20 protein-coding genes are annotated in these 21,653 nt (G+C 64.3%); 11 read left to right on the top strand and 9 right to left on the bottom strand.

Annotated features, from left to right (window positions below; genetic code table 11):
* Positions 1 to 275: 275 nt before the first annotated feature.
* The 11 genes from PQQ95_RS29205 to PQQ95_RS29155 all read left to right on the top strand — a co-directional run bounded on the left by PQQ95_RS29205 (position 276) and on the right by PQQ95_RS29155 (position 10,170).
* Positions 276 to 839, top strand: a complete 564-nt coding sequence (locus PQQ95_RS29205; protein WP_054034971.1) for an RNA polymerase sigma factor — start codon at positions 276 to 278, stop codon at positions 837 to 839.
* Positions 836 to 1,264 (top strand): DUF3619 family protein, encoded by a 429-nt coding sequence (locus tag PQQ95_RS29200; RefSeq protein ID WP_408443869.1) that lies wholly within the window; start codon positions 836 to 838, stop codon positions 1,262 to 1,264. Before PQQ95_RS29205 ends, PQQ95_RS29200 begins: the two co-directional genes overlap by 4 nt.
* 16 nt (positions 1,265 to 1,280) lie before the next feature.
* The gene (locus PQQ95_RS29195) at positions 1,281 to 2,039 is read left to right on the top strand and encodes a DUF3106 domain-containing protein (protein ID WP_408443866.1); all 759 of its coding nucleotides are present in this window, start codon (positions 1,281 to 1,283) and stop codon (positions 2,037 to 2,039) included.
* A 13-nt stretch (positions 2,040 to 2,052) separates the two neighbouring features.
* The gene (locus PQQ95_RS29190; RefSeq protein WP_408443865.1) at positions 2,053 to 2,574 is read left to right on the top strand and encodes an RDD family protein; all 522 of its coding nucleotides are present in this window, start codon (positions 2,053 to 2,055) and stop codon (positions 2,572 to 2,574) included.
* A gap of 210 nt (positions 2,575 to 2,784) precedes the next feature.
* Complete coding sequence (locus tag PQQ95_RS29185; RefSeq protein ID WP_408443862.1) at positions 2,785 to 3,726, top strand: UDP-2,3-diacylglucosamine diphosphatase; 942 nt, start codon at positions 2,785 to 2,787, stop codon at positions 3,724 to 3,726.
* 30 nt (positions 3,727 to 3,756) lie between these two features.
* Positions 3,757 to 4,788 (top strand): glycosyltransferase family 4 protein, encoded by a 1,032-nt coding sequence (locus tag PQQ95_RS29180; protein WP_408443859.1) that lies wholly within the window; start codon positions 3,757 to 3,759, stop codon positions 4,786 to 4,788.
* A 20-nt stretch (positions 4,789 to 4,808) separates the two neighbouring features.
* Positions 4,809 to 5,450, top strand: coding sequence for a diacylglycerol kinase (locus tag PQQ95_RS29175; RefSeq protein WP_408443856.1), 642 nt, complete (start codon positions 4,809 to 4,811; stop codon positions 5,448 to 5,450).
* 285 nt (positions 5,451 to 5,735) lie between these two features.
* On the top strand, positions 5,736 to 6,461 hold the full coding sequence (locus PQQ95_RS29170) for a TetR/AcrR family transcriptional regulator (protein ID WP_408443853.1): 726 nt from the start codon (positions 5,736 to 5,738) through the stop codon (positions 6,459 to 6,461).
* A 2-nt stretch (positions 6,462 to 6,463) separates the two neighbouring features.
* Positions 6,464 to 7,048, top strand: coding sequence for an LOG family protein (locus tag PQQ95_RS29165; RefSeq protein WP_408443851.1), 585 nt, complete (start codon positions 6,464 to 6,466; stop codon positions 7,046 to 7,048).
* Between the two features lie 128 nt (positions 7,049 to 7,176).
* Positions 7,177 to 7,923 (top strand): SDR family oxidoreductase, encoded by a 747-nt coding sequence (locus tag PQQ95_RS29160; protein ID WP_408443848.1) that lies wholly within the window; start codon positions 7,177 to 7,179, stop codon positions 7,921 to 7,923.
* Between the two features lie 255 nt (positions 7,924 to 8,178).
* Positions 8,179 to 10,170, top strand: a complete 1,992-nt coding sequence (locus PQQ95_RS29155) for an ArnT family glycosyltransferase (RefSeq protein WP_408443845.1) — start codon at positions 8,179 to 8,181, stop codon at positions 10,168 to 10,170.
* Positions 10,171 to 10,277: 107 nt separating this feature from the next.
* On the opposite strand, the gene PQQ95_RS29150 is transcribed toward PQQ95_RS29155, so the two are convergent.
* From PQQ95_RS29150 to kdpB, 9 genes are all read right to left on the bottom strand, one after another.
* Positions 10,278 to 10,883 (bottom strand): DUF924 family protein, encoded by a 606-nt coding sequence (locus PQQ95_RS29150; protein WP_408443842.1) that lies wholly within the window; start codon positions 10,881 to 10,883, stop codon positions 10,278 to 10,280.
* Positions 10,876 to 11,289 (bottom strand): group II truncated hemoglobin, encoded by a 414-nt coding sequence (locus tag PQQ95_RS29145; protein WP_408443839.1) that lies wholly within the window; start codon positions 11,287 to 11,289, stop codon positions 10,876 to 10,878. Before PQQ95_RS29145 ends, PQQ95_RS29150 begins: the two co-directional genes overlap by 8 nt.
* Before the next feature lie 28 nt (positions 11,290 to 11,317).
* Positions 11,318 to 13,900, bottom strand: coding sequence for an ABC transporter permease (locus tag PQQ95_RS29140; protein ID WP_408443836.1), 2,583 nt, complete (start codon positions 13,898 to 13,900; stop codon positions 11,318 to 11,320).
* Positions 13,897 to 14,508, bottom strand: coding sequence for a DUF4126 domain-containing protein (locus PQQ95_RS29135; protein ID WP_408443834.1), 612 nt, complete (start codon positions 14,506 to 14,508; stop codon positions 13,897 to 13,899). Before PQQ95_RS29135 ends, PQQ95_RS29140 begins: the two co-directional genes overlap by 4 nt.
* Before the next feature lie 253 nt (positions 14,509 to 14,761).
* On the bottom strand, positions 14,762 to 15,082 hold the full coding sequence (gene sugE, locus PQQ95_RS29130) for a quaternary ammonium compound efflux SMR transporter SugE (RefSeq protein WP_093639567.1): 321 nt from the start codon (positions 15,080 to 15,082) through the stop codon (positions 14,762 to 14,764).
* 145 nt (positions 15,083 to 15,227) lie between these two features.
* Entirely contained in the window at positions 15,228 to 15,926 is a 699-nt protein-coding gene (gene kdpE, locus PQQ95_RS29125) for a two-component system response regulator KdpE (RefSeq protein ID WP_063495267.1), read from the bottom strand.
* A complete protein-coding gene (locus tag PQQ95_RS29120; RefSeq protein ID WP_408443832.1) occupies positions 15,919 to 18,753 on the bottom strand; it encodes a DUF4118 domain-containing protein in 2,835 nt (944 codons plus the stop codon). Before PQQ95_RS29120 ends, kdpE begins: the two co-directional genes overlap by 8 nt.
* Before the next feature lie 146 nt (positions 18,754 to 18,899).
* Positions 18,900 to 19,478 carry a potassium-transporting ATPase subunit KdpC gene (gene kdpC / locus PQQ95_RS29115; RefSeq protein ID WP_408443830.1) on the bottom strand — a complete coding sequence of 193 codons (579 nt, stop codon included), beginning with the start codon at positions 19,476 to 19,478 and terminating at the stop codon, positions 18,900 to 18,902.
* 30 nt (positions 19,479 to 19,508) lie between these two features.
* Complete coding sequence (kdpB, locus tag PQQ95_RS29110; protein ID WP_408443828.1) at positions 19,509 to 21,593, bottom strand: potassium-transporting ATPase subunit KdpB; 2,085 nt, start codon at positions 21,591 to 21,593, stop codon at positions 19,509 to 19,511.
* Positions 21,594 to 21,653: the final 60 nt, after the last annotated feature.

Genomic DNA, 21,653 nt, shown 5'->3' with positions numbered 1-21,653 from the left:
CAGGTGAGCTTCTTGGGCCACACCTCAATTGAGACAAGTCACTTATGTTGCGAACCAGCGACGATATCCGCAGATGTCCGCGCGGTCAAGCAAATATTGCCCCGACGCCCTGCCTGCGCATCCCGTCATGGGTCAAAAACGACCGAAACCTTGTTATAGAGATAGAAGGGAGGGCGGGTTTCGCCCCAGCGACGCGAAAGTTTGTTAGCATCCGCGAGTTTTACGACATTTTTCGACCGATTACGCGCACGCACGCTGCGCCGACCCCCAAACGGATGGCATCAGACAAGGAACTCGCCGATTTTCTGGCGGGCGTCGAAAGGCGCGCATTCAAGCAGACGGTCTACGCCGTGCGGGACGACGACGCCTCGCTCGATATCGTGCAGGACGCGATGATCAAGCTCGCCGAAAAATACGGCGACCGTCCGGCCGCCGAACTTCCGCTGCTGTTTCAGCGTATTCTCCAGAATGCGATGCACGACTATTTCCGTCGTGCCAAAGTGCGCAATACTTGGGTTAGTCTGTTTTCCTCGCTCGGCAACGCCGACGACGACGAATTCGACCCACTCGAAACATTCGAGGCGCAGCAAGGTTCAGCGGGCTCGGAAAGCAACGAACAGAAACTCGAACGCGAACAGGTCTTACAGTTAATCGACGACGAGATCCAAAAGTTACCGGCACGTCAACGGGAGGCGTTTCTCATGCGTTATTGGGAAGATATGGATGTCGCCGAGACTGCCGCCGCGATGGGCTGCTCCGAAGGCAGTGTGAAAACGCACTGCTCGCGGGCCACCCACACGCTGGCGCAAGCGCTCAAGGCTAAAGGAATCACCCTATGAGCTCCCTAGAAACCAAAGAACTCGAGTTCGCCCGCCAGGTGCGCCGCGCGCTCGACGAAACCGCCGCCAGTATTCCGCCCGCTACCGTCGACCGGCTCGCTGTGGCGCGCCGCGCCGCGCTCGCTCGCAAGAAACCCGAGACCGTGAGCGCCCTGGTGTTCGTGCCCGCCTTCGCCGGTGCCGGCATGCCCTCCGGTATGCCGCAGATCGAGATGCCGCAGCGCCGCCGTTCGCCGCTGCGCCGCTTTGCGCTCGCCTGGCCGCTCGTCGCGCTGGTCGTCAGCCTCGTGGGCATTGCCTACTGGGAAGACCAGCAACGCACTGCCGAACTCGCCGATATCGATGCAGCCATGCTAAGCGACGACTTGCCGCTCAATGCCTATCTCGATCACGGTTTCAACGCGTACCTATCACGCGCCCACTGAGCGGGAGATTCTTCGGGTGAGTTACAAGCGCGGCTTGGCCGTTGTTTTCGGATGCGCGATCGCGGCCCTGGTGTCGTTTGCCGCGACGTATCCGCGCTTTTATCCGAACCCGTCGACCGCCAGCGCACCCTCCGCAGGCGGCAACGCGACCGCCAAAGCACCCGCGCCTACGCTCGCCGTAGACCTACCCAGCCTGTCCAACAACAATAGCCCGATGGCGTGGTCGCACCTGAGCTCGGCCGACCACCTTGCGCTCGCGCCGTTCGCCAGCGCATGGGATTCCTTCAGCGACGAACGCAAGCGAAAATGGATCAAGATCGCGTCGCGTTACCCGAAGTTGTCGCCCGATGCGCAAAAACGCCTGCATGACCGAATGACTGAATGGGTGCGCATGACGCCCGATCAACGACGCGTCGCCCGCGAAAACTATCAGGTGTCGAAAGAGTTGCCGCGCGAAACCCGCCAGAATGCATGGAAGGCCTATCAGCAATTGCCGGAAGAGCAGAAGGAGCGGCTCGCCGCGAGCGAGCGTAAGCGGCGGCCGAGCGTCGTGAGCGCGCCGCCGTCCGGCAAGACCGAGATCAAGGGCCTCGACCGTCTGGTCAATGCCCGGGAGCACGGCGCGAGCAGTGTCGCAGCAGCGAGTGCCGCGGCGGCCGCGCCATTGCCGAGCCCGGTCGTCACACCGGCAATTCCCGCTGCAGGCAGCTTCGTGCCCGCCACGCCGGTGCCGGTTTCGCCGGCCGAGGCGCCGTCGATCTTCAACGGCTCCTGACCCGCGCCCCACTGTGTCCCAGCCACTCGCCACCTCGACACTACCCGCCGACTCGTCCGGCACCGCGCCCACCGTTCGCCGGCGCCTTGCCGCGCTGCTCTACGAAGCCGTGATCCTGTTCGGCGTTGTGTTCCTTGCCGGCTATCTTTTCAGCACGTTGACGCAGCAGCGCAACGGCCTCACCCATCACAATCTGCTCGCCGCGTGGATCGGCCTCGTGGTCGGTCTGTATTTCGTCTGGTTCTGGACCCATAGCGGCCAGACGCTGCCGATGAAAACCTGGCGCCTGCGCGTCGTCGCCGCTGACGGCACGCCGCTGTCCACGGGACGCGCGATCGTCCGTTACGTGCTGGCGTGGCTGTGGTTTTTACCGCCGCTCGCGCTGCATCCGTTGCTGAACCTCGCCGTGCCGCAAACGCTGGTGATCGCCGCGATCTGGTTCGTGCTGTGGGCCGCCACCGGCCGCTTCGATCCGCAACGTCAATTCCTGCATGATCGCCTCGCCGGCACGCGCGTCGTCAGCGTCGCACAGTAAGCTCACCGACAGGTCACTGATCCTCACTGACCGCCTCGCCATTCACGCCGCCGCGTTCGCGGTTCGCGCTCGCCTGACTGCGATTGCCGCTCGCCACAGGCTCCGTCTGCACGTTGTCTTCCGCCACAGTAATAAGAACTTCTCGTGACTGTCACGGCAGGGTCACGCGCGGCTGGCGCAATACGGGCACCGCAACTCGACGCGTGAGCCATGGACCCCAAAACGTCCGCGACTTCCCTGTTCCGCCAGACCGGCCCGAGCGTCGACCCTGTCGCGTTCCGCCCGGAACCCAACCCTAGCCACGGACGGCCGTTGCCTGTGCCGTCACTGCCGCTCGACACACAGGCCGCCCGGCACGACGACGAGCACGCCGAACCGCACCGCTATCGCACCATCTGGCTGTCCGACATCCACCTCGGCTCGAGCGGTTGTCAGGCGCCATATCTGCTCGACTTCCTGCGTCACAACGAGTCGGAATACCTGTACCTCGTGGGCGACATCATCGACGGCTGGCAGTTGAAAAAAGGCTGGTACTGGCCGCAGGCGCACAACGACGTCGTGCAGAAGGTGCTGCGCAAAGCGCGCAAAGGCACGCAGGTGATCTACGTGCCGGGTAATCACGACGAAGCCGCGCGGCAGTTCTGCGACCTGGCGTTCGGCGACATCCACGTGCGCGGCGAAGCGTTCCATACCACGCTCGCCGGCAAGCGCCTGTGGATCGTGCACGGCGATCTGTTCGACGGCGTGATCCAGCACGCCAAATGGCTCGCCTATCTCGGCGACACGCTCTACACGATGATCCTGATCCTGAACCGCTGGTTCAACCGGATCCGCAGCCGGCTCGGCTTTCCGTACTGGTCGCTGTCGCAGTACCTGAAGCATCAGGTGAAGAACGCGGTGAATTTCATCTCCTCGTTCGAGCGCGTAATGACCGACGAAGCGCGCCGCCGCGGTTGCGACGGCGTGGTCTGCGGACACATTCACAAAGCCGAAATCCGCGAGATCGACGGTGTGCTGTATTGCAACGACGGCGATTGGGTCGAAAGCCTGTCGGCGCTCGTCGAGACGTATGAAGGCGAACTCAAGGTGATCTACTGGACTGTGATGCGCGCCCCGGAAGTCGGCGTGCAAAAGGCCCGGGCGACCGCGTAGTCCCTCTCCACTTCTATTGGGCCGAAACCGATGAAGATCATGATCGTCACCGACGCATGGGAACCGCAGGTCAATGGCGTCGTGCGCACGCTGAAAAACACCACCCGCGAACTCACCGCGCTCGGCCACCAGGTCGATCTGCTGACGCCGCTCGAATTCAAGACGATTCCGTGCCCGACCTATCCGGAGATTCGCCTGTCGCTGCTGCCGCGCCGCAAGCTCCATCAGCGCATCGACGAATTCGCGCCCGACGCGCTGCACATCGCCACCGAAGGCCCGCTCGGCATGGCCGCGCGCGCCTATGCGATCAAGCACAAGCTGCCGTTCACCACCGCTTATCACACGCGCTTTCCCGAATACGTGCAGGCGCGTTTCGGCATTCCCATCGCGCTCACCTACAAGTTTCTGCACTGGTTCCACAAGGCGTCTCTGGCGGTGATGGCGCCCACGCCCGTGGTCAAGGCTGACCTCGAGAAATTCGGCTTCACCAACGTGGTGTTGTGGACGCGCGGCGTCGACCTCGAGATCTTTCATCAGATGGACTCGAAGGTCCTCAACACCGCGCGGCCGATCTTTCTGTACGTAGGGCGTGTGGCGGTCGAAAAGAATGTCGAGGCGTTTCTCAAGCTCGATCTGCCTGGCTCGAAGTGGGTTGCGGGCGAAGGCCCGGCGCTGGCCGAACTGAAGTCGCGTTATCCGCAAGCGAATTATCTGGGCGTGCTGACGCAAGCCGAACTGGCCAAGGTCTATGCCGCCGCTGACGTATTCGTGTTCCCGAGCCGCACCGATACCTTCGGACTCGTGCTGCTCGAAGCGCTGGCCTGCGGCACGCCGGTCGCGGCGTATCCGGTAACCGGCCCGATCGACGTGCTCGGCGACGGCGGCGCGGGCGCCATGCACGAAGACTTGCGCGAAGCGTGCCTCGAAGCGCTGAAAATCGAGCGCAGCCATGCACGCGCGTGGGCCGAACGCTTCTCGTGGGCAGCGGCGTCCGAACAGTTCGCGGCCCATCTGAAGCCGTTGCCGCGCACGTCGTATCGCGAGGAAAGCGCCGCCGCGTGATGCGACGCGCCGAGCCGTTTATGCGAACCCGACACTCCACTGCGGCGCATGTGTCGAACGGCGCGCTGCACGCCGTCGATGCCAACACCGACAGCACTAACCGCGAGCCGTTCGACGACGTGAGCGAGCACGACACGTCGAATCATGTCGACCAGGCGAATGGCGTTCACGGCATGAACGGCGCGAGCCGCGAGAGCCCCGGGAGCATCGAGAGCGATGCCCACAACGAACCGCTCAGCCCAGACGATCCGTTCGCCCCGCTCCCCTTCAACCCCTACAAGGGCAATCGCGGCCTGACCCGCGCATGGCACGCGATGAAAAATTCGCTTGCCGGCTTTCGCGTGGCGATCCGCGAGGAAAGCGCATTCCGTCAGGAACTCACGCTCGCCGCGATTCTGGTTCCGTGCGGCGTGCTGGTGCCGGTCGATCCTGTGTCACGCGTATTGCTGCTCGGCTCGGTGATGCTGGTGCTGATCGTCGAATTGCTGAATTCGAGCGTCGAGGCGGCCATCGACCGGATTTCGCTCGAACGCCACGAGTTGTCACGCCGGGCCAAAGATCTCGGCAGCGCGGCAGTGATGGTCGCGCTCGGCATGTGTCTGATGACGTGGGGGTTGATCGTCGGGCCGCTGGTCGTGCGCTGGGTCACGGCGTGGCTGTGAGCGTGGCGATGAATTCGCCCCGAAGCACCGCCTGATACCCTCTGCCAAGGTCCCGAAAAATGAAAACCCTGAGTATCCGCTTGGTATAAGAACGGTCGGTTTATAATCGTCCGATAGTCTCACACAGGAAAACGCCGGGCCGTCCCAGGTTTTCCTGCCCCTTCGGGGGGCCTGCCGCGCAGCGGCAGGTTTGGGGCGCTCCACTATACCAACCGCGTCCGGGTGGATCACGCAATAGCGGCACGCCGCCATGCGCCCAGCCCGGCGTAACCAGGGCCGGACGACATGGAAGCCAAACCTCCCCGCCGCACCCGCGAACGGATCCTCGAACTGTCGTTGAAACTGTTCAACGAAATCGGCGAGCCGAACGTCACGACGACGACGATCGCCGAGGAAATGGAAATCAGTCCAGGCAACCTGTACTACCACTTCCGCAACAAAGACGACATCATCAACAGCATCTTCGGCCAGTTCGAGCAGGAGATCGAAAAGCGTCTGCGTTTTCCCGACGATCACCGCGCGACGATCGACGAGATGTGGTCGTACCTGCAGTACATGGTCGATTTCACCTGGCGCTATCGTTTCCTGTATCGCGACCTGAACGATCTGCTGGCGCGCAACCGCACGCTGGAAACGCACTTCAAGCAGATCATCAGCCACAAGGTGCGCTTTGCCAGCCAGTTCTGCGAGCAACTCGTGGCCGACGGCGAAATGGTCGCCACGCCCGAAGAGCTGCACGTGATCGCCACCAATGTCGGCGTGATCGGCACGTACTGGCTGTCGTATCAGTTCGTGATGAACCCGCGCAAGTACAACGAGCAGGAAACGATTCGCGCGGAACTGCATCAGGTGAGCGTGCAGATCGTCTCGCTGATGGCGCCTTACCTGCGCGGACGCTCGCGGCAGATTTTCGACGACCTCGTCTCCGGCAAGCTGCCCAAACGCGAGTTCTACGACTACCTGCCGCCGAAGGAAGGCGCCGCGCCCCGCAACGAACCGAAGGACGTTTGAGTATGAAGTCGGTGTGTGTGTATTGCGGCTCCTCCGACGGAGCCAGACCGTTGTACGCCGAAGCCGCGCGCGCTTTCGGCCGCGCGCTGGTGCAGGCCGATCTCGCGCTGGTCTATGGCGGCGGCAAGGTCGGTCTGATGGGTGTGATCGCCGACACGGTAATGGCCGAAGGCGGCCGCGCAATCGGCGTGATTCCCGAATTGCTGCTCAACAAGGAAGTCGGCCACAACGGCCTGACCGAGCTGCATGTGGTGCCCGACATGCATCATCGCAAGAAGATGATGGCCGACCTGTCCGATGCTTTCGTCGCGATGCCGGGCGGCGCGGGCACGCTCGAAGAACTGTTCGAGGTCTATACGTGGGCGCAGCTCGGCTATCACCAGAAGCCGGTGGCACTGCTGAATATCGACGGCTTCTACGATCCGCTGATCGCGCTGCTCAAACACACGGTAGATGAAGGCTTCATGCGGCAGACCTATTTCGACATCCTGCAACAGGATGCCGATCCGGTTGCGCTGATCGACAAGCTGCAACGCTATCAGCCGCCCGCCAGCGACAAATGGGCCATCAAGCGCGACGCCGTTTGATCGCCGTTTGATCGCCGTTTGATCGCCGTTTGATCGCCGTTTGATCGCCGCCAGACGCGCCTCTCCGACCGTCTGAACGAACACCGGCCGCACGCTCCCGCGGCCCCCGCCCGAACGATGAGGTTGCAATGACGAAAGCCGTTCTGATCACCGGTGGCAGCCGCGGCATTGGCCGCGCGACCGCGCGTTTGCTGGGCGCACGCGGCTGGTCGGTCGGCGTGAATTACGCGCGGAACCTCGCGGCCGCGCAGGACACGGCGGCTGAAGTGGAACGCGCCGGCGGCCAGGCGTTGCCGATTGCCGGCGACGTCGCCAGTGAAGCCGACGTGATCGCGATGTTCGACGCGCTCCAGCAAAAGTTCGGCCGGCTCGATGCGCTCGTCAACAATGCCGGGATCGTTGCGCCCACGAGCCAGCTCGCGGATATGGACCTCGCGCGTCTGAAGCGCATGTTCGACGTCAACGTGCTCGGCGCGTATCTGTGCGCGCGTGAAGCCGCGCGCCGGATGTCGACCACGCGTGGGGGAGCGGGTGGCGTGATCGTGAACATCTCGTCGGCGGCCTCGCGTTTGGGTTCGCCGAACGAATACGTCGACTATGCCGGCTCGAAAGGCGCCATCGACACCATGACGATCGGCCTCGCCAAGGAACTCGGCCCGCAGGGCGTGCGCGTGAACGCAGTGCGCCCCGGCCTGATCGATACCGAAATCCATGCCAGCGGCGGCAAGCCCGAGCGCGCGGCCCAGCTCGGCGCAACCACACCGCTGGGCCGTCCCGGCAGCGCCGGCGAAGTCGCCGAGTCGATCGTCTGGTTGCTGAGCGACGCCGCTTCGTACGTGACGGGCGCACTGCTCGACGTCACCGGCGGACGCTGAATATCGCGCGCTGATCTTGCGGCGGGTGGTTTCCGCCGGCCGCTCCGCTCCTCTCCTTTCCCGCCCTCATTCCCGTCAATCTGACGAGGAATCGACGCAATCCGTTCGTCCGACCACGTTATCCCACGCTTTTTCTGTAATCAGCCGTAATAAACTGGGACTACAATCCCAGCGATCGCATGCGCCCATGTGGGACGCATAGCCAGAACATAAGTCCGTGGCCCACGTCGCCGCGTACGGCGACCAGAGATTCTCATGTACGAAAACCGATCCGCGCCCTGGCGCGCGGGGAACGTCGCGGTTGCGACGCCTGCACCAGCCGGTCCCGCCGATGGCGCGCCGGACGCGTCCCAAAGCTCGCTACACGCTGCCGAATCCGGCGCCGTCTTGCCAACCGGCCACACTACCGCAGCCGCAGCGCCCACAAGACCCGCCGCCCCTGCCGGCCCCTCCGCGCCCGGCACTGTAGCGCCCGTTTCGCGTGGCGCCCGGCGCTTGCACGCGCTCGCGGCTGTCCGTCCGTTGACGTGGCTGGCCGTGCTGGCAATCCTTTGCGCGTGGCTCCTGCCCGGTACTTTGGGCCACGAGCCGTGGAAGCAGGACGAGACCTACACGTTCGGGATCATCCAGCACATGCTCGACACCGGCGATCTGGTCGTGCCCACCAACGCCGGCCAGCCCTTCGTCGAAAAACCGCCGATCTATGACTGGGTCGCCGCCGGCCTCGCGTGGATGTTCGGCCGCTATCTGCCTTTGCATGACGCCGCGCGCCTCGCGAGCGCGCTCTTCGCCGGGCTGACCGTCTACTACACGGCACGCGTCGCCCGCCGCGCGGTGGCGGCATCGAACTGGTTCGATATCCGTATCATCGGCACGCTGGCGTTGTTCGCGAGCACGCTCGTCGTCATCAAGCACGTGCACGACATGATGACCGACGTCGCGTTGATGGCCGGCGCCGCGATCGGTTTCTGCGGATTGTTCGAACTCGTACTCGTGCATCTGCGCGACGAAGCACGCCTGCTACGGGGCGACGCACGCCGCCGGCGCCACGCCATGCTGAGCGGCGCGGCGATGTTCGGCGCGGGCGTGGGCGTGTCATTGCTGGCCAAGGGTCTGTTCGTGCCGCTCGTGTTCGGCGCCACCACTGTCGCGGTGCTGATGCTGTATCCCGCCTGCCGCACCCGCAGCTTTGCAGGAGCGCTCAGCGTCGCCGTGCTGGTCTGCGCGCCCTTCGCGCTGATCTGGCCGATCTGTTTCTATCTGCGCTCCGAAGCGCTCTTCAAGGTCTGGCTGTGGGACAACAACATCGGCCGCTTCTTCGGTTTTTCGGTAGCGGAACTCGGCTCTGAAAACGAAAGCCGTCTGTTCGTGCTGCGTACCGTGCTGAGCGTCGGCTTTCCGGTCGTACCGCTTGCCGTGGCCGCGCTCGCCAGCGGCGGGTGGCGCCGCTGGCGCGATCCGCGCGTGGCGCTGCCGGTGATTTTCGCGGGCATCGGTTTCGCTGTCCTGCAAGCCTCGGCAACGGTGCGCGAACTGTACATCCTGCCGTTCATCGCCCCGCTCGCATTGGTGGCGACGCAAGGCATCGAAAAGCTGCCGCGGTCTCTGCACGCAAGCTGGGACATGGCGAGCCGCGTGTTGTTCGGCAGCGCGGCCGCGCTCGCGTGGATCATCTGGTCGATCATGAGCGATCCGGCCAACACGCATGCGTCGCTGCACCGGCTCGGCCGCTGGTTATCGCTCGACTGGGTGTTGCCGGTCAAGCCGGGGCTGATCGCGCCCGCCCTGCTGATGACGCTCGGCTGGCTATGGCTGCTGCCGGTGTTCAAACACACCGGCAAATGGCGTGGCGTGCTGAGCTGGTGTGCGGGCGCGATTCTCACGTGGGGACTGGTGAGCACGCTGCTGCTGCCGTGGCTCGACTATGCGAAGAGCTACCGTTCCGTGTTCGAAAATCTCGGTAGCCGGTTGAATATCGAGTGGAACGATGGCGATTGCATGGCCAGCACGGACCTCGGTGAATCCGAAGCGCCGATGCTGTACTACTACACCGGCATCGAGCATCAACCGACCACGAATACCGCAACCACCGAGTGCACGTGGCTGATCCAGCAAAGCCGCCGCGACAATGCACGTATGCCGGCGGGTGATTGGCAACTGTTCTGGTCGGGTGCGCGCCCCGGCGATACCGACGAGTTGCTGCGTGTCTTTGTGCGGACACCGGCAACGCCCGCGCGTGGCGATTAGCACATGGCGTGCAGATAGCACCTTGCCCCTGCCTGCGTGCCTGCGTGCCTGCGTGCCTGCGTGCCTGCGTGCCTGCGTGCCTGCGTGCCTGCGTGCCGCCTTCAGACCTAAAACGACGAACCGGGTTCCTTCAGAAAAGCCATTTCTTCAGCCGTCGACTGGCGCCCGAGCAGCGCATTGCGATGCGGAAAACGTCCGAAACGTTCGATGATTCTGGCGTGCCTGACCGCAGACGAGTAGTAGGACGCTCCACCCGGCTCCGCCTTCAGCTGTTTGAACAGGCGCAGCGATTCGTGCTGGCTGGCAAGCGTTTCGTCATGTTCGAACGGCAAATACGCGAACGCGCGATGATGCGCGGTCGGCAATAAACGATCGGCGCCGCTGGCGATCATCTGTTGCGCGATGTGCAGCGCTTGATGATCGGCAGCGAAAGCGCGCGATGAGTTGCGATGGCAATTGCGGGAAAACTGATCCAGCACGATGATCAGCGCTAGCGCGCCGAGCGGCGTTTCCGTCCAGCTGTCGAGAGACCCTGCGCGCGCCTTGTCGATCAGTGCCCCGAAACGTTCCAGCAGCATCGCATCGAAGGCGTCGTCGCGGGAAAACCAGAGCTTGCGCGCCTCGCCGAAAGTGGGGGCATCCGGAGCGCCGAACCAGCAATCCAGGACCGCGCGCGCCTCCGCCGTTTCCGTCCCCGCTGCCCGCTCAACCATTGCGGTTGCGCATCCAGTCCGCGGTCTCGAAGAACGACGCCAGCAACCGCTCCCTCAACGGCTCGGCAAGCCCAACATCTTCCATCGCCCACGCCATGCAGCGAAGCCACTGATCCCGCTCGCTGGACGCGATCGGAAACGGCATATGCCGCGCGCGCAGCCGGGGATGGCCGAACCGGCTGATGTAATGATCGGGGCCGCCCATCCATCCGCACAGGAACCAGAAAAACTTGTCGCGCGAGCCATCGAGCGATTCGGGATGCAAAGCGCGAATCCCGGCGAATTCCGTTTCGAGATCCATCAAGTCATAAAACCGGTCGACCAGCTCGCGCACGCGCGCTTCACCGCCCACCAGTTCGAAGGCCGTCGGCTGTGCCGCGGTCACTTCGTCGTTAAGATCGCTCATACCCAATCACAAAAACAAGAAAGAAAAATCACGCATCCCGCAGCGATTGCAGCGCAGGCCGCGCCAGCACATGCCGCAAGCTGAGCCAGCCACCCACGCCCCCGCAGGCGATGCCGGCCGCGATACCTGCGGGCAACAGCCACGGATTGAACGTCAGATAAAACTCGAACACGCGCGTCGCCAGTAACCAGCCGATCACCTGCGCACCGAGCGCCGCCATCAACCCCGCCAGCGCCCCCACCGCCACGAACTCGGCGATCTGTACCGCGCGTACCTGACGATGCGAGGCCCCCAGCGCGCGCAGCAGCGCGGATTCTCGCATACGCTCATCGCGAGTGCCGGCAAGCGCCGCGTACAGCACCAGCACGCCGGCCGCGAGCGTGAACGCGAACAGGAACTGCACCGCGCCGATCACCTGCTGCAATACGCGCTGCACCTGCGCCAGAATCGGTCCGGTGTCGATGGCCGTGAGATTCGGATAGGCGGCGATCAGCCCGTCGATCGTCGACTGTTTTTCCGGCGGCAAATGGAAACTCGTGATGAACGTCGCCGGGAAATCCTGCAAGGCGGCAGGCGGCATCAGCACGAAAAAGTTGACCTTGAACGAGCCCCAGTCGAGCTTGCGCACACTCGTCACCGGTGCATCGATTTGCAGGCCCGTCACGTCGAAGCGCAGCGTATCGCCGGGCTTGACGTTGATCAGCTTCGCCAGCCCCTGCTCGATCGAAATCTGCGACGTCTTCGTGTCGCCATACCAGGTGCCGGCGGAAAGACGGTTGTCGTCGGGCAATTCGGTCGTGTACGACAGATTGAACTCGCGGTCGACGAGACGCTTCGCATCGTCGCCCTTGAACGAATCCGGATTGACTGGCTTGCCGTTGATCGCAATCAGCCGGCCGCGCACCATCGGCGAGAGCACCGTGCCGGGCACGCCGTGCGTGCTCAGATACTGCGTGACGGCGTCGCGCTGGTCGGGCTGGATATCGATGATGAATTCGTTCGGCGCGTCGGGCGGCGTCGATTTACGCCAGCCGGCCACCAGGTCGTTGCGCGTCATCGCGATCAGCAACAGGCACATCAGGCCGATGCCGAGCGCGGTGATCTGCAACGCACTCGCACCACCGCGCCGCTCCAGCGACGCCAGCGCGTAGCGCCAGCCGATGCCCGCATTCACGCGCTCGCTGCGCACCACACGCGAGGCGCCCCACAGCGCCAGCCGCGCAATGCACGCGAACACCAGCAAGCCGCCGGCAAAGCCACCCGCGACGATGCCGCCGAGCTTCAACTCGCCCGCGGCGACAATCAGTAGCGCGGCGAACAACACGATGCCGAGCGCGTACGCGGCCCAGGCGGTGCGCCCCGCCTCGCCCCATTCGCGGCGCAGCACGCGCACCGGCGGCACGCGCGTCAGCGGCAACAGCGGCGGCAGCGCGAAACCGAGCAACAACACAAGACCGGCCGCGATACCTTCGAGCGCCGGCCATACGGTTGGATACGGCAGCACGACGTCGATCAGACTGCCGAGCCACGTGAGCAACGCCATATGCCCCAGATAACCGAGCGCCACGCCAAGCGCGCCGCCGATCAAGCCCAGCCCCACGAACTCAAGCGTGAATAACGCACGCAGCGTGGCCTGGCTGACACCGAGACAGCGCATCGCCGCGCAGCCGTCCAGATGCCGGCGCATATACCGATGCGCGGCCATGGCGATCGCCACCGCCGCGAGCAAGGCGGTGAGCAGCGAGACCAGCGTGAGGAAATGACTCGCGCGGTCGAGCGTCTGACGCACTTGCGGCTGACCGTCCTGTAACGACTCGAGCGCGACGCCGCGCATCTTGCCGCCGTCCACCTTGTCATGCGCGAATTGCGCGAAGCGCGCCACCGATGCGTCCGAACCCGCCACCAGCAAGCGATAAGTCACGCGGCTGCCGAAGGTAATGAGACCGGTCGACTGGACATCGTCGGCACGCAGCATCAACCGCGGCGAAAAATTGACGAACGAGAAGCCACGGTCAAGTTCGCGCGTAATCACCGCGCCGATCGTGAAGGTGCGAGATCCAACCTTCACGGCGTCGCCGATATGCAGCTTCAATGCGTCGAGCAGTGCCTGATCGACCCACACCGTGCCAGGCGCCGGAATCGATTGAGTAGGATGATCCGCCGCACCCGGCGCCGAAGCGATCCGCAACGCGCCGCGCAACGGATAACCCGGCGACACCGCCTTGATCGCGGCCAGCCGCGAGACCGGCTGCGCGCCGGTCGAGTTGATCATGCTGGGAAAGATCGCCGTGCTGGCGGTGTTCAGACCGAGCGCGCTGGCTTGCTGCGCGAACTGCGGATCGACCGGATGATCGGCGCGAACGATGAAATCAGCGGCGATCATGCGCCGCGCATCGCGCTCGAGCCCCTGGTGCAAACGGTCAGCCAGAAAGCCGACACTCGACAGCGCCGCGACGGCCAGCACCAGTGCCAGCAACAGCATCGTCAGTTCGCCGGCGCGCCAGTCGCGTGCCGTCATGCGGATAGCCTGACGCAATACGTCCGCGCCACCCAACCGGCGCGTCGACCGTGTGGCCGCCCGCGCCGTCACACCCCTTACCGTATCGCTCAATCGTGCCTGCTCCTGGCAAAGCGCGACACCATGTGCGTCGCCATCCCGCGAAAACCGCCCTGCACTCCGCGCCACAGCCGCGGCAATGCCCAGCCGGCCAGCATCAGGAAGCCCACCATCAACACCAGGAACAGCACCGGCACAAACAGCGCGAGCAGCATGCCACCGAACACGAGACCGTCTTCAGCGGTCGAGGTCACGACATTCGATACCGGTTCCGGCGACAGATTGATCAGTGCGCGCGTGCCCGCTTTCGCCAGATGCGCGGTGCCCGCCAGCGTGCCGCCCGCGAGCGCCGCGACCGTCAGCAGCGCAGGATCGGCATGGCCGAGCGCGCCGGCTGCCAGCACGGCGCCGGCGGGGATGCGGATAAAGGTATGGATCGCGTCCCATAAGGAATCGAACGCGGGGATTTTATCGGCGAGAAATTCGGTGACCGTCAGCACGCCGGCGACACCGATGACCCACGGCGAAGAGAGCGCAGACAGCGTATCCGGGAGATGGATGAGGCCGAGACGTGCGAACACGCCGGCCAGCAGGACTGTCAGATAGAGGCGCAGACCGCTGCCCCATGAGAGGCCCGCAGCGAGCGAAAGTGATTCAAGCATGGCCGCCTCCAGGCGCGCTGTGCGTGCCGGGCGCTTCGACGGGCAAGGGAGCCGCCGCACCGAAGTCGTCAGACCCGCGCCAAGCCGGCCGCGCCAAATAGGCCGCGGGCAAATTCAGGTTGGATTCGATCTCATTATAGCCACGTTAATTCGCAGAACGCAGAGCGGCGCACAAATGGCGGACTCTAATGGCGGGGGATTGGCACGCGGTTCGAGCGCATGCGGACACGATAATCGGCGCCGCCAGCCGGGCTCAATGCCCCGACGACAGCTTCAAACCGATCAATCCGATCACGATCAGCGCCGCGCTCGCCACTCGCGCGACCGTCAGAGCCTCGCCCATCATGACGATGCCGAAAATGAACGCGCCGACCGCGCCGATGCCCGTCCACACGGCGTAGGCCGTGCCGAGCGGCAACTGCCGCATCGCCATGGCGAGCAGAACGAAGCTGCCCAGCGCGGTCACGATCGTGAACACGGACGGCCAGAGCCGGGTGAAACCGTCGGAGGTTTTGAGACCGGCCGCCCATGCGACTTCGAGCAAACCGGCAATCAGCAGAAGAATCCAGGACATGAGACAGCTCCATGGTCAGATGGGGCCGTCCCCGTTTGTAGCGGATGCGTAAGGCCGTCCTTACGAACTGTAATTATATCAAAATAGCACGGCCGCCTGCTGCGGCGAGCACCCGGCACGGGCATGGCGGACGCCTCGGCCAGACTCAAACCGCGCCCACCAGCCGGTATCCCACGCCCGTTTCCGTGACGATATGCTCCGGCTGCGCCGGATCGCGTTCCAGTTTTCCGCGCAGGTGCGCCATATAAATGCGCAGATAGTGATGGCTCTCGACATGCGACGGGCCCCATACGTCACGCAGCAATTGCCGGTGCGTCAGCACGCGGCCGGCGTGGCGCACCAGCGTCGCGAGCAGGCGATATTCGATCGGTGTGAGATGGACGGCCACGCCGTCGCGGCTCACCTGACGCAAGGCCAGATCGACCGTCACCGCGCCGAAGCGCACCAGCGGCGATTCATTCGCGCCACCCTGATTGCGGCGCCGCATATGCGCGCGAATCCGCGCCAGCAGTTCGGACACGCCGAAGGGTTTAGTGAGGTAATCGTCCGCACCCGCGTCGAGCGCGGCGACTTTCTCGGTTTCCTGAGTGCGGGCCGACAACACGATGACCGGCAACTCGCTCCAGCCACGCAATTCGCGAATCACGTCGAGGCCGTCGGTGTCGGGCAGACCGAGATCGACGATGACGAGATCGGGCTTGCGCGTCGCCGCTTCGACGAGACCTTGCTTGCCGGTCTCGGCGTCATGCACGACGATGCCCTCGCCTTCCAGCGCGGTTCGCACGAAACGGCGAATCTGCTTTTCGTCTTCAATCAGGACGACGGTGATGCTCGGGTCACTCATGGCTAGGCCTGGAACGCGGGTTAAGAGGTGAATCGAGGTCGGGCACGGCGTCGGCGCCTTCGTCTTCAAGCGCATCCGGCGCTGCGGGCGGCGTTTCCACCGGCAGCGTGAACCAGAAGCGCGCGCCTTCGACACGGCCATCCGCGGACATCCGATTGAGCGCGCCGATTGTACCGCCGTGCGCTTCCACGATTGCGCGGCAGATCGCGAGACCGAGGCCGATGCCCGGCTTGGCCGACTCTTTCTCGCCACGCGTGAATTTCTCGAACACACGTGCTTCCATGCCGGCCGGCAGACCCGGCCCGTTATCGTCGACGGAGACGCGCACGAACGACTTGCCGTCCGCGTCGAGACGTTGTGCACCGATCGTCAAAGGCGTGTCCGGCGGCGTGTATTTGGCCGCGTTCTCGAACAGGTTCGAGAAGAGCCGCTCCATCAGCACCGCATCGAGATGCAGCAACGGCAAATCCGCGGGCAGCTTCACTTGCACCGGATGATTCGCCAGCACGCGTTTGCACGCCCGCAGCGCCGCGCCCACGGTTTCCTCGAGGAGCGTCCACTGCTGATTCAATTGCAGGCTGCCGGCCTGCAAACGCGCCATGTCGAGCAGATTGGTGACGATGCCGGTCATGCGCAGCGCTTCTTCGTGAATCGCTTCGACGAGATCGTCGCCGGGCTGCGCGCCGGGCTGCGCCTCGCGCGATTGCGCCAGCATCGACGAGAAGCCGACGATCGTCGTCAACGGCGTGCGCAAGTCGTGCGAAATCGCCGACAGCAGCGAATTGCGCAAACGCTCGGATTCCATATTGACGAGCGCATCGCGGGCAATGTCGACGTAGTGCACACGCTCGAGGGCCAGCGCGATTTGCGCGGCGAACGCGTCGAGCATGCGTTGCTGCTCGGGCACGTCGAGCTCGCGCTCGTCGCGCATCACGACCGCGAGCACGCCGCGCGTGCGCATCGGCGCCTTCAGCGGCAGGTACAGCGCGGCGGCGGCCGGCAGCGTATCGGTGCTTTGCCCGGCAGGCTTCTGCTGGTCGTAGACCCATTGGCCGACGTCGATATCGAGCATCTCGCCTTCGAGCGTGATCGCCGCGTCGGGGTCCTCGATCTTCTGCTTCACCTGATCGGCGCTGTCCGGCAACAGAATCGCGACGCGCGCGCCGAACACTTCACTCACATGCCGGCTGCCGATGCCGACGATCTGTTCGGTGGTAAGTGCTGCCGCGAGTTCACGCGCCATCGCGTACATCGCGCCGGTGCGTTGCTCCCGACGCCGCGCGACACTCGCCTCGCGGCGTAAGCTCGACGTGAGATGGCTGATGACGAGCGACGTCAACAGCATGCCGAAGAAGGTCAGCAGATATTGCGTATCGGACACCGACAGCGACATGCGCGGCGGCACGAAGAAGAAATCGAACGCGGCCACGCTCATGAACGACAGCACGACGCCCGGCCCGCGTCCTAGCTTCACTGCCGTGAAGATCACGCCGAGCAGGTACAGCATGACGAGGTTGGTCAGATCGATATGGTCGATCAGTTGACTCGACAGCAGCGTAATGGCCGCGCAGATCGCCAGCGCGAAGCCGTAGGCGCGCGGCGGCGAACGGCGTTCACGCGCCGTGCTCAACGCCTCGCGCCACGCATTGGCGGTGGTGTTCAGCAAGCGGCGAGGTTCAGCGCCGTCACGTTCCGACGACGCGCGAATCAGCGTGAGATCGAGATCGCCCGCGCGTTCGGCGATGCGCTCGCCGAGCGGCCGGCGCAGCCAGCGCTTGAGACCGGTGCGCGCCGACGCGCCGGCTACCAGCTTCGAAACGTTGCGAGCCTGCGCGTAGCCGATCAGCGCAGCGGCCGCATCGGTACCGGCGAGCGTGGCCGTTTCGGCGCCGAGTTCGGCGGCAAGCTTCAATGCGTTCAGCGTGCGTTCGCGGCGCGCATCGGGCAAGCGCTGCAGCGCGGGCGTTTCCACATAGACAGCGATCCAGTCGGCCTTCAGGCTGGCGGCGAGGCGCGCCGCCGCGCGAACCAGCATCGGCGCTTCCGGGCCGGGGCCGACGCACACCAGCAAGCGCTCACGCGCCTGCCAGATCCGCTGGATCGAGCGATCGGCGCGATATTCCCGCATCTGCGCATCGACACGATCCGCGGTACGGCGCAATGCCAGTTCGCGCAGCGCGATCAGGTTGCCCTTGCGAAAGAAGTTGCGCACCGCGCGCTCGGCCTGCTGCGGCAAATACACTTTGCCGTCGCGCATCCGGTCGAGCAGTTCCTCGGCGGGCAGGTCGACCAGCGTGACTTCGTCGGCACGATCGAATACGCGGTCGGGCACCGTCTCCCACACACGGATGCCGGTGATCTGGCCGACCACGTCGTTCAGGCTTTCGAGGTGCTGGACGTTGACCGTGGTGTAGACGTCGATGCCGGCGTCGAGCAGTTCGTAGACGTCCTGCCAGCGCTTCAGATGCCGCGCGCCCTGCACATTCGAATGCGCGAGTTCGTCGACGAGAATCAGTTGCGGCTTGCGAGCCAGCGCGGCGTCGAGATCGAACTCGCCGAGCTTGCGGCCGCGATACTCGATATGCGCGAGCGGCAGCACGTCGAGGCCGTCGAGCAGCGCAGCGGTTTCGCTGCGGCCATGCGTTTCGGCGATGCCGACCACCACGTCCGCACCTTCATCGGCACGGCGCCGCGCGGCCTGCAACATTGCGTAGGTCTTGCCGACGCCTGCCGACGCGCCGAAGAAAATCTTCAGCCTGCCCCGCTGACGTTTTTCTTCGTCACGTTGCAGCTTGTCGAGCAGTTCGTCAGGATCGGGGCGGTTCATGCTCAATGGTTTTCATAGTATGGCGAGCGATAGTGCCTGCATGGTGGCACGGCAACGGCTATGCCGCAAACGGCGAAGGCGGCACCCCACGGTCGCCGCCTCCTCAAACCTGGCCATTCAACGACGCCAATCGACGTCAGCGACACTCAACCGTGTTTCATCTCATCGAGAGCCAGATTCAGTTGCAGCACGTTCACGCGCGGCTCACCGAAAATGCCGAACTGACGGCCGCTCGTATAACGGTCGACCAGCGCCTGCACATCGTTCGGAGCGAGCTTACGCGCTTTGGCGACGCGTTCGATCTGATACGCGGCCGCCGCCGGGCTGATCTCAGGATCGAGGCCACTGCCCGAGGACGTCACCAGATCGACCGGCACCGGCTTCGACATATCCGTGCCGGCAGCCTTCAAGGCGTCGATGCGGCCTTTGACTTCGTCGAGCAGCGCCGGATTGGTCGGACCGAGGTTCGAACCGCCTGACGCCTGCGGGTTGTACGGCATCGGGCTAGTGGCCGACAGACGGCCCCAGAAGTACTGCGGCGCATCGAACTGCTGGCCGATCAGCTTCGAGCCGACCACCTTGCCGTCCTTCTCGAGCATGCTGCCGTTGGCCTGATTGTTGAAGGCCGCCTGACCGACCGCGGTCATCACGGCGGGATAAGCGAGGCCGGTAACCGCGGTCAGCACCGCGAAGATCACGATTAACGGACGGAACAGATTTTTCATGATGAGTCTTTCCTCTTGAACAGCCGCTACTCAAACCCAGCCGAACGCGGCCAGCACCATATCGATCAGCTTGATACCGATGAACGGCACAATGATCCCGCCCAAACCATAGATCAGCAGATTGCGGCGCAGCAGGATCGCCGCGCCCAGCGCGCGATAACGCACGCCTTTGAGCGCCAGCGGAATCAGCAGCACGATAATCAACGCGTTGAAAATCACCGCCGACATGATCGCCGAGGCCGGCGTGGCCAGATGCATCACGTTCAGCGCATTGAGTGCCGGATAGGTGGTCGCGAACGCCGCCGGGATGATCGCGAAATACTTGGCGACGTCGTTCGCAATCGAGAACGTCGTGAGCGAACCGCGTGTCATCAGCATCTGCTTGCCGATCTCGACGATCTCGATCAGCTTGGTCGGATTCGAATCGAGGTCGACCATGTTGCCGGCTTCTTTCGCCGCCTGCGTGCCGGTGTTCATCGCCACCGCCACGTCCGCTTGCGCGAGCGCCGGGGCGTCATTGGTGCCGTCGCCGGTCATCGCCACCAGACGGCCTTCGGCCTGGTGAGCGCGGATCGTGGCGAGCTTCGCTTCCGGCGTGGCTTCGGCGAGGAAATCGTCGACACCTGCTTCGGCTGCAATCGCTGCCGCCGTGAGCCGGTTGTCGCCCGTCACCATGATGGTCTTGATACCCATCTTGCGCAGTTCCGCGAAGCGCTCCTTGATGCCGCCTTTCACCACGTCCTTCAGTTCGATCACACCAAGCACGCGTGCGCCCTGCTCGCCTTTCTCGGCGACCACCAGCGGCGTGCTGCCGCGGCGTGCGACCTCAGCCACGGCGGCGCTGACTTCGTTCGGGAAACGGCCCCCATTCGCTTCGACGTAGTGCTTCACCGCGTCCGACGCACCCTTGCGGATTTCGCGGCCCGGCAGATCGACACCGCTCATGCGCGTTTGCGCCGTGAACGCGAGGAACACCGCATGCAGCGAGGCCATATCGCGTTGACGGATATTGAAACGCTGCTTGGCCAGCACGACGATGCTGCGGCCTTCCGGCGTTTCGTCGGCGAGCGACGAAAGCTGGGCTGCATCGGCGAGCGCTTCTTCGGTCAAGCCGGGCGCCGGCACGAATTGCGATGCCTGACGGTTGCCGAGCGTGATCGTACCGGTCTTGTCGAGCAACAACACGTCGACGTCACCCGCGGCTTCAACAGCACGGCCCGAGGTGGCGATCACGTTGGCCTGCATCATCCGGCTCATCCCGGCCACACCGATCGCCGACAGCAAGCCGCCGATGGTGGTCGGAATCAGACACACCAGCAGCGCGACCAGCGCGGTAATCGTGACCACGTGACCGGCTTTTGCCGCTTCGACCGAAAACATCGAGAACGGCAGCAGCGTGGCGGTAGCCAGCAACATCACGATGGTCAACGCGACCAGCAGAATCGTCAGGGCGATTTCGTTCGGTGTCTTCTGACGCTTGGCACCTTCGACCATCGCGATCATGCGGTCGAGGAAGGCCTCGCCCGGATTCGCCGTGACCCGCACGACGATCCAGTCCGACAGCACGCGCGTGCCGCCCGTCACCGACGAAAAGTCGCCGCCCGACTCGCGGATCACCGGTGCGGATTCGCCCGTGATCGCCGATTCGTCCACCGACGCAACGCCGTCGATCACTTCGCCGTCGGCCGGAATCACATCGCCGGTTTCGACCAGCACGACGTCGCCTTTACGCAGATCGGACGCCGTCAGAATACGGATCGGCGACTTCGGATGCGGCTCGTTGAGCTTCTTGGCCATCACGTCTTTCTTCGCGCTGCGCAGCGACGCGGCCTGGGCCTTGGAACGGCCCTCGGCAAGCGCTTCCGCGAAGTTCGCGAACAGCACGGTGAACCACAGCCACAAGGTGACCGCGAGAATGAAGCCCGCGGGCGCCTCGGCCTGCCCGCCGAGCGCGGCGATCCACAGAATGGTCGTCAGAATACTGCCGACGTACACGCAGAACATCACCGGATTGCGGAACTGCGTGCGCGGCGTGAGCTTTTTGAAGGAGTCCACGATCGCCGGGCGCAACAGCGCCGGGTCGAACATGGACCGGGTTGCATTATGTTCAGTCATTGAAACCTCGAATATCCCGTTATCGCGTGACTTGAGTCAGTTCGGTCATTGATTCGCCAG

Source organism: Paraburkholderia caffeinilytica, assembly GCF_046030355.1.
GTDB classification, from domain to species: Bacteria; Pseudomonadota; Gammaproteobacteria; order Burkholderiales; family Burkholderiaceae; genus Paraburkholderia; species Paraburkholderia caffeinilytica_B.
The sequence above is the reverse complement of the archived record's forward strand: the minus strand, read 5'-3'. Positions and strand labels throughout refer to the sequence as shown.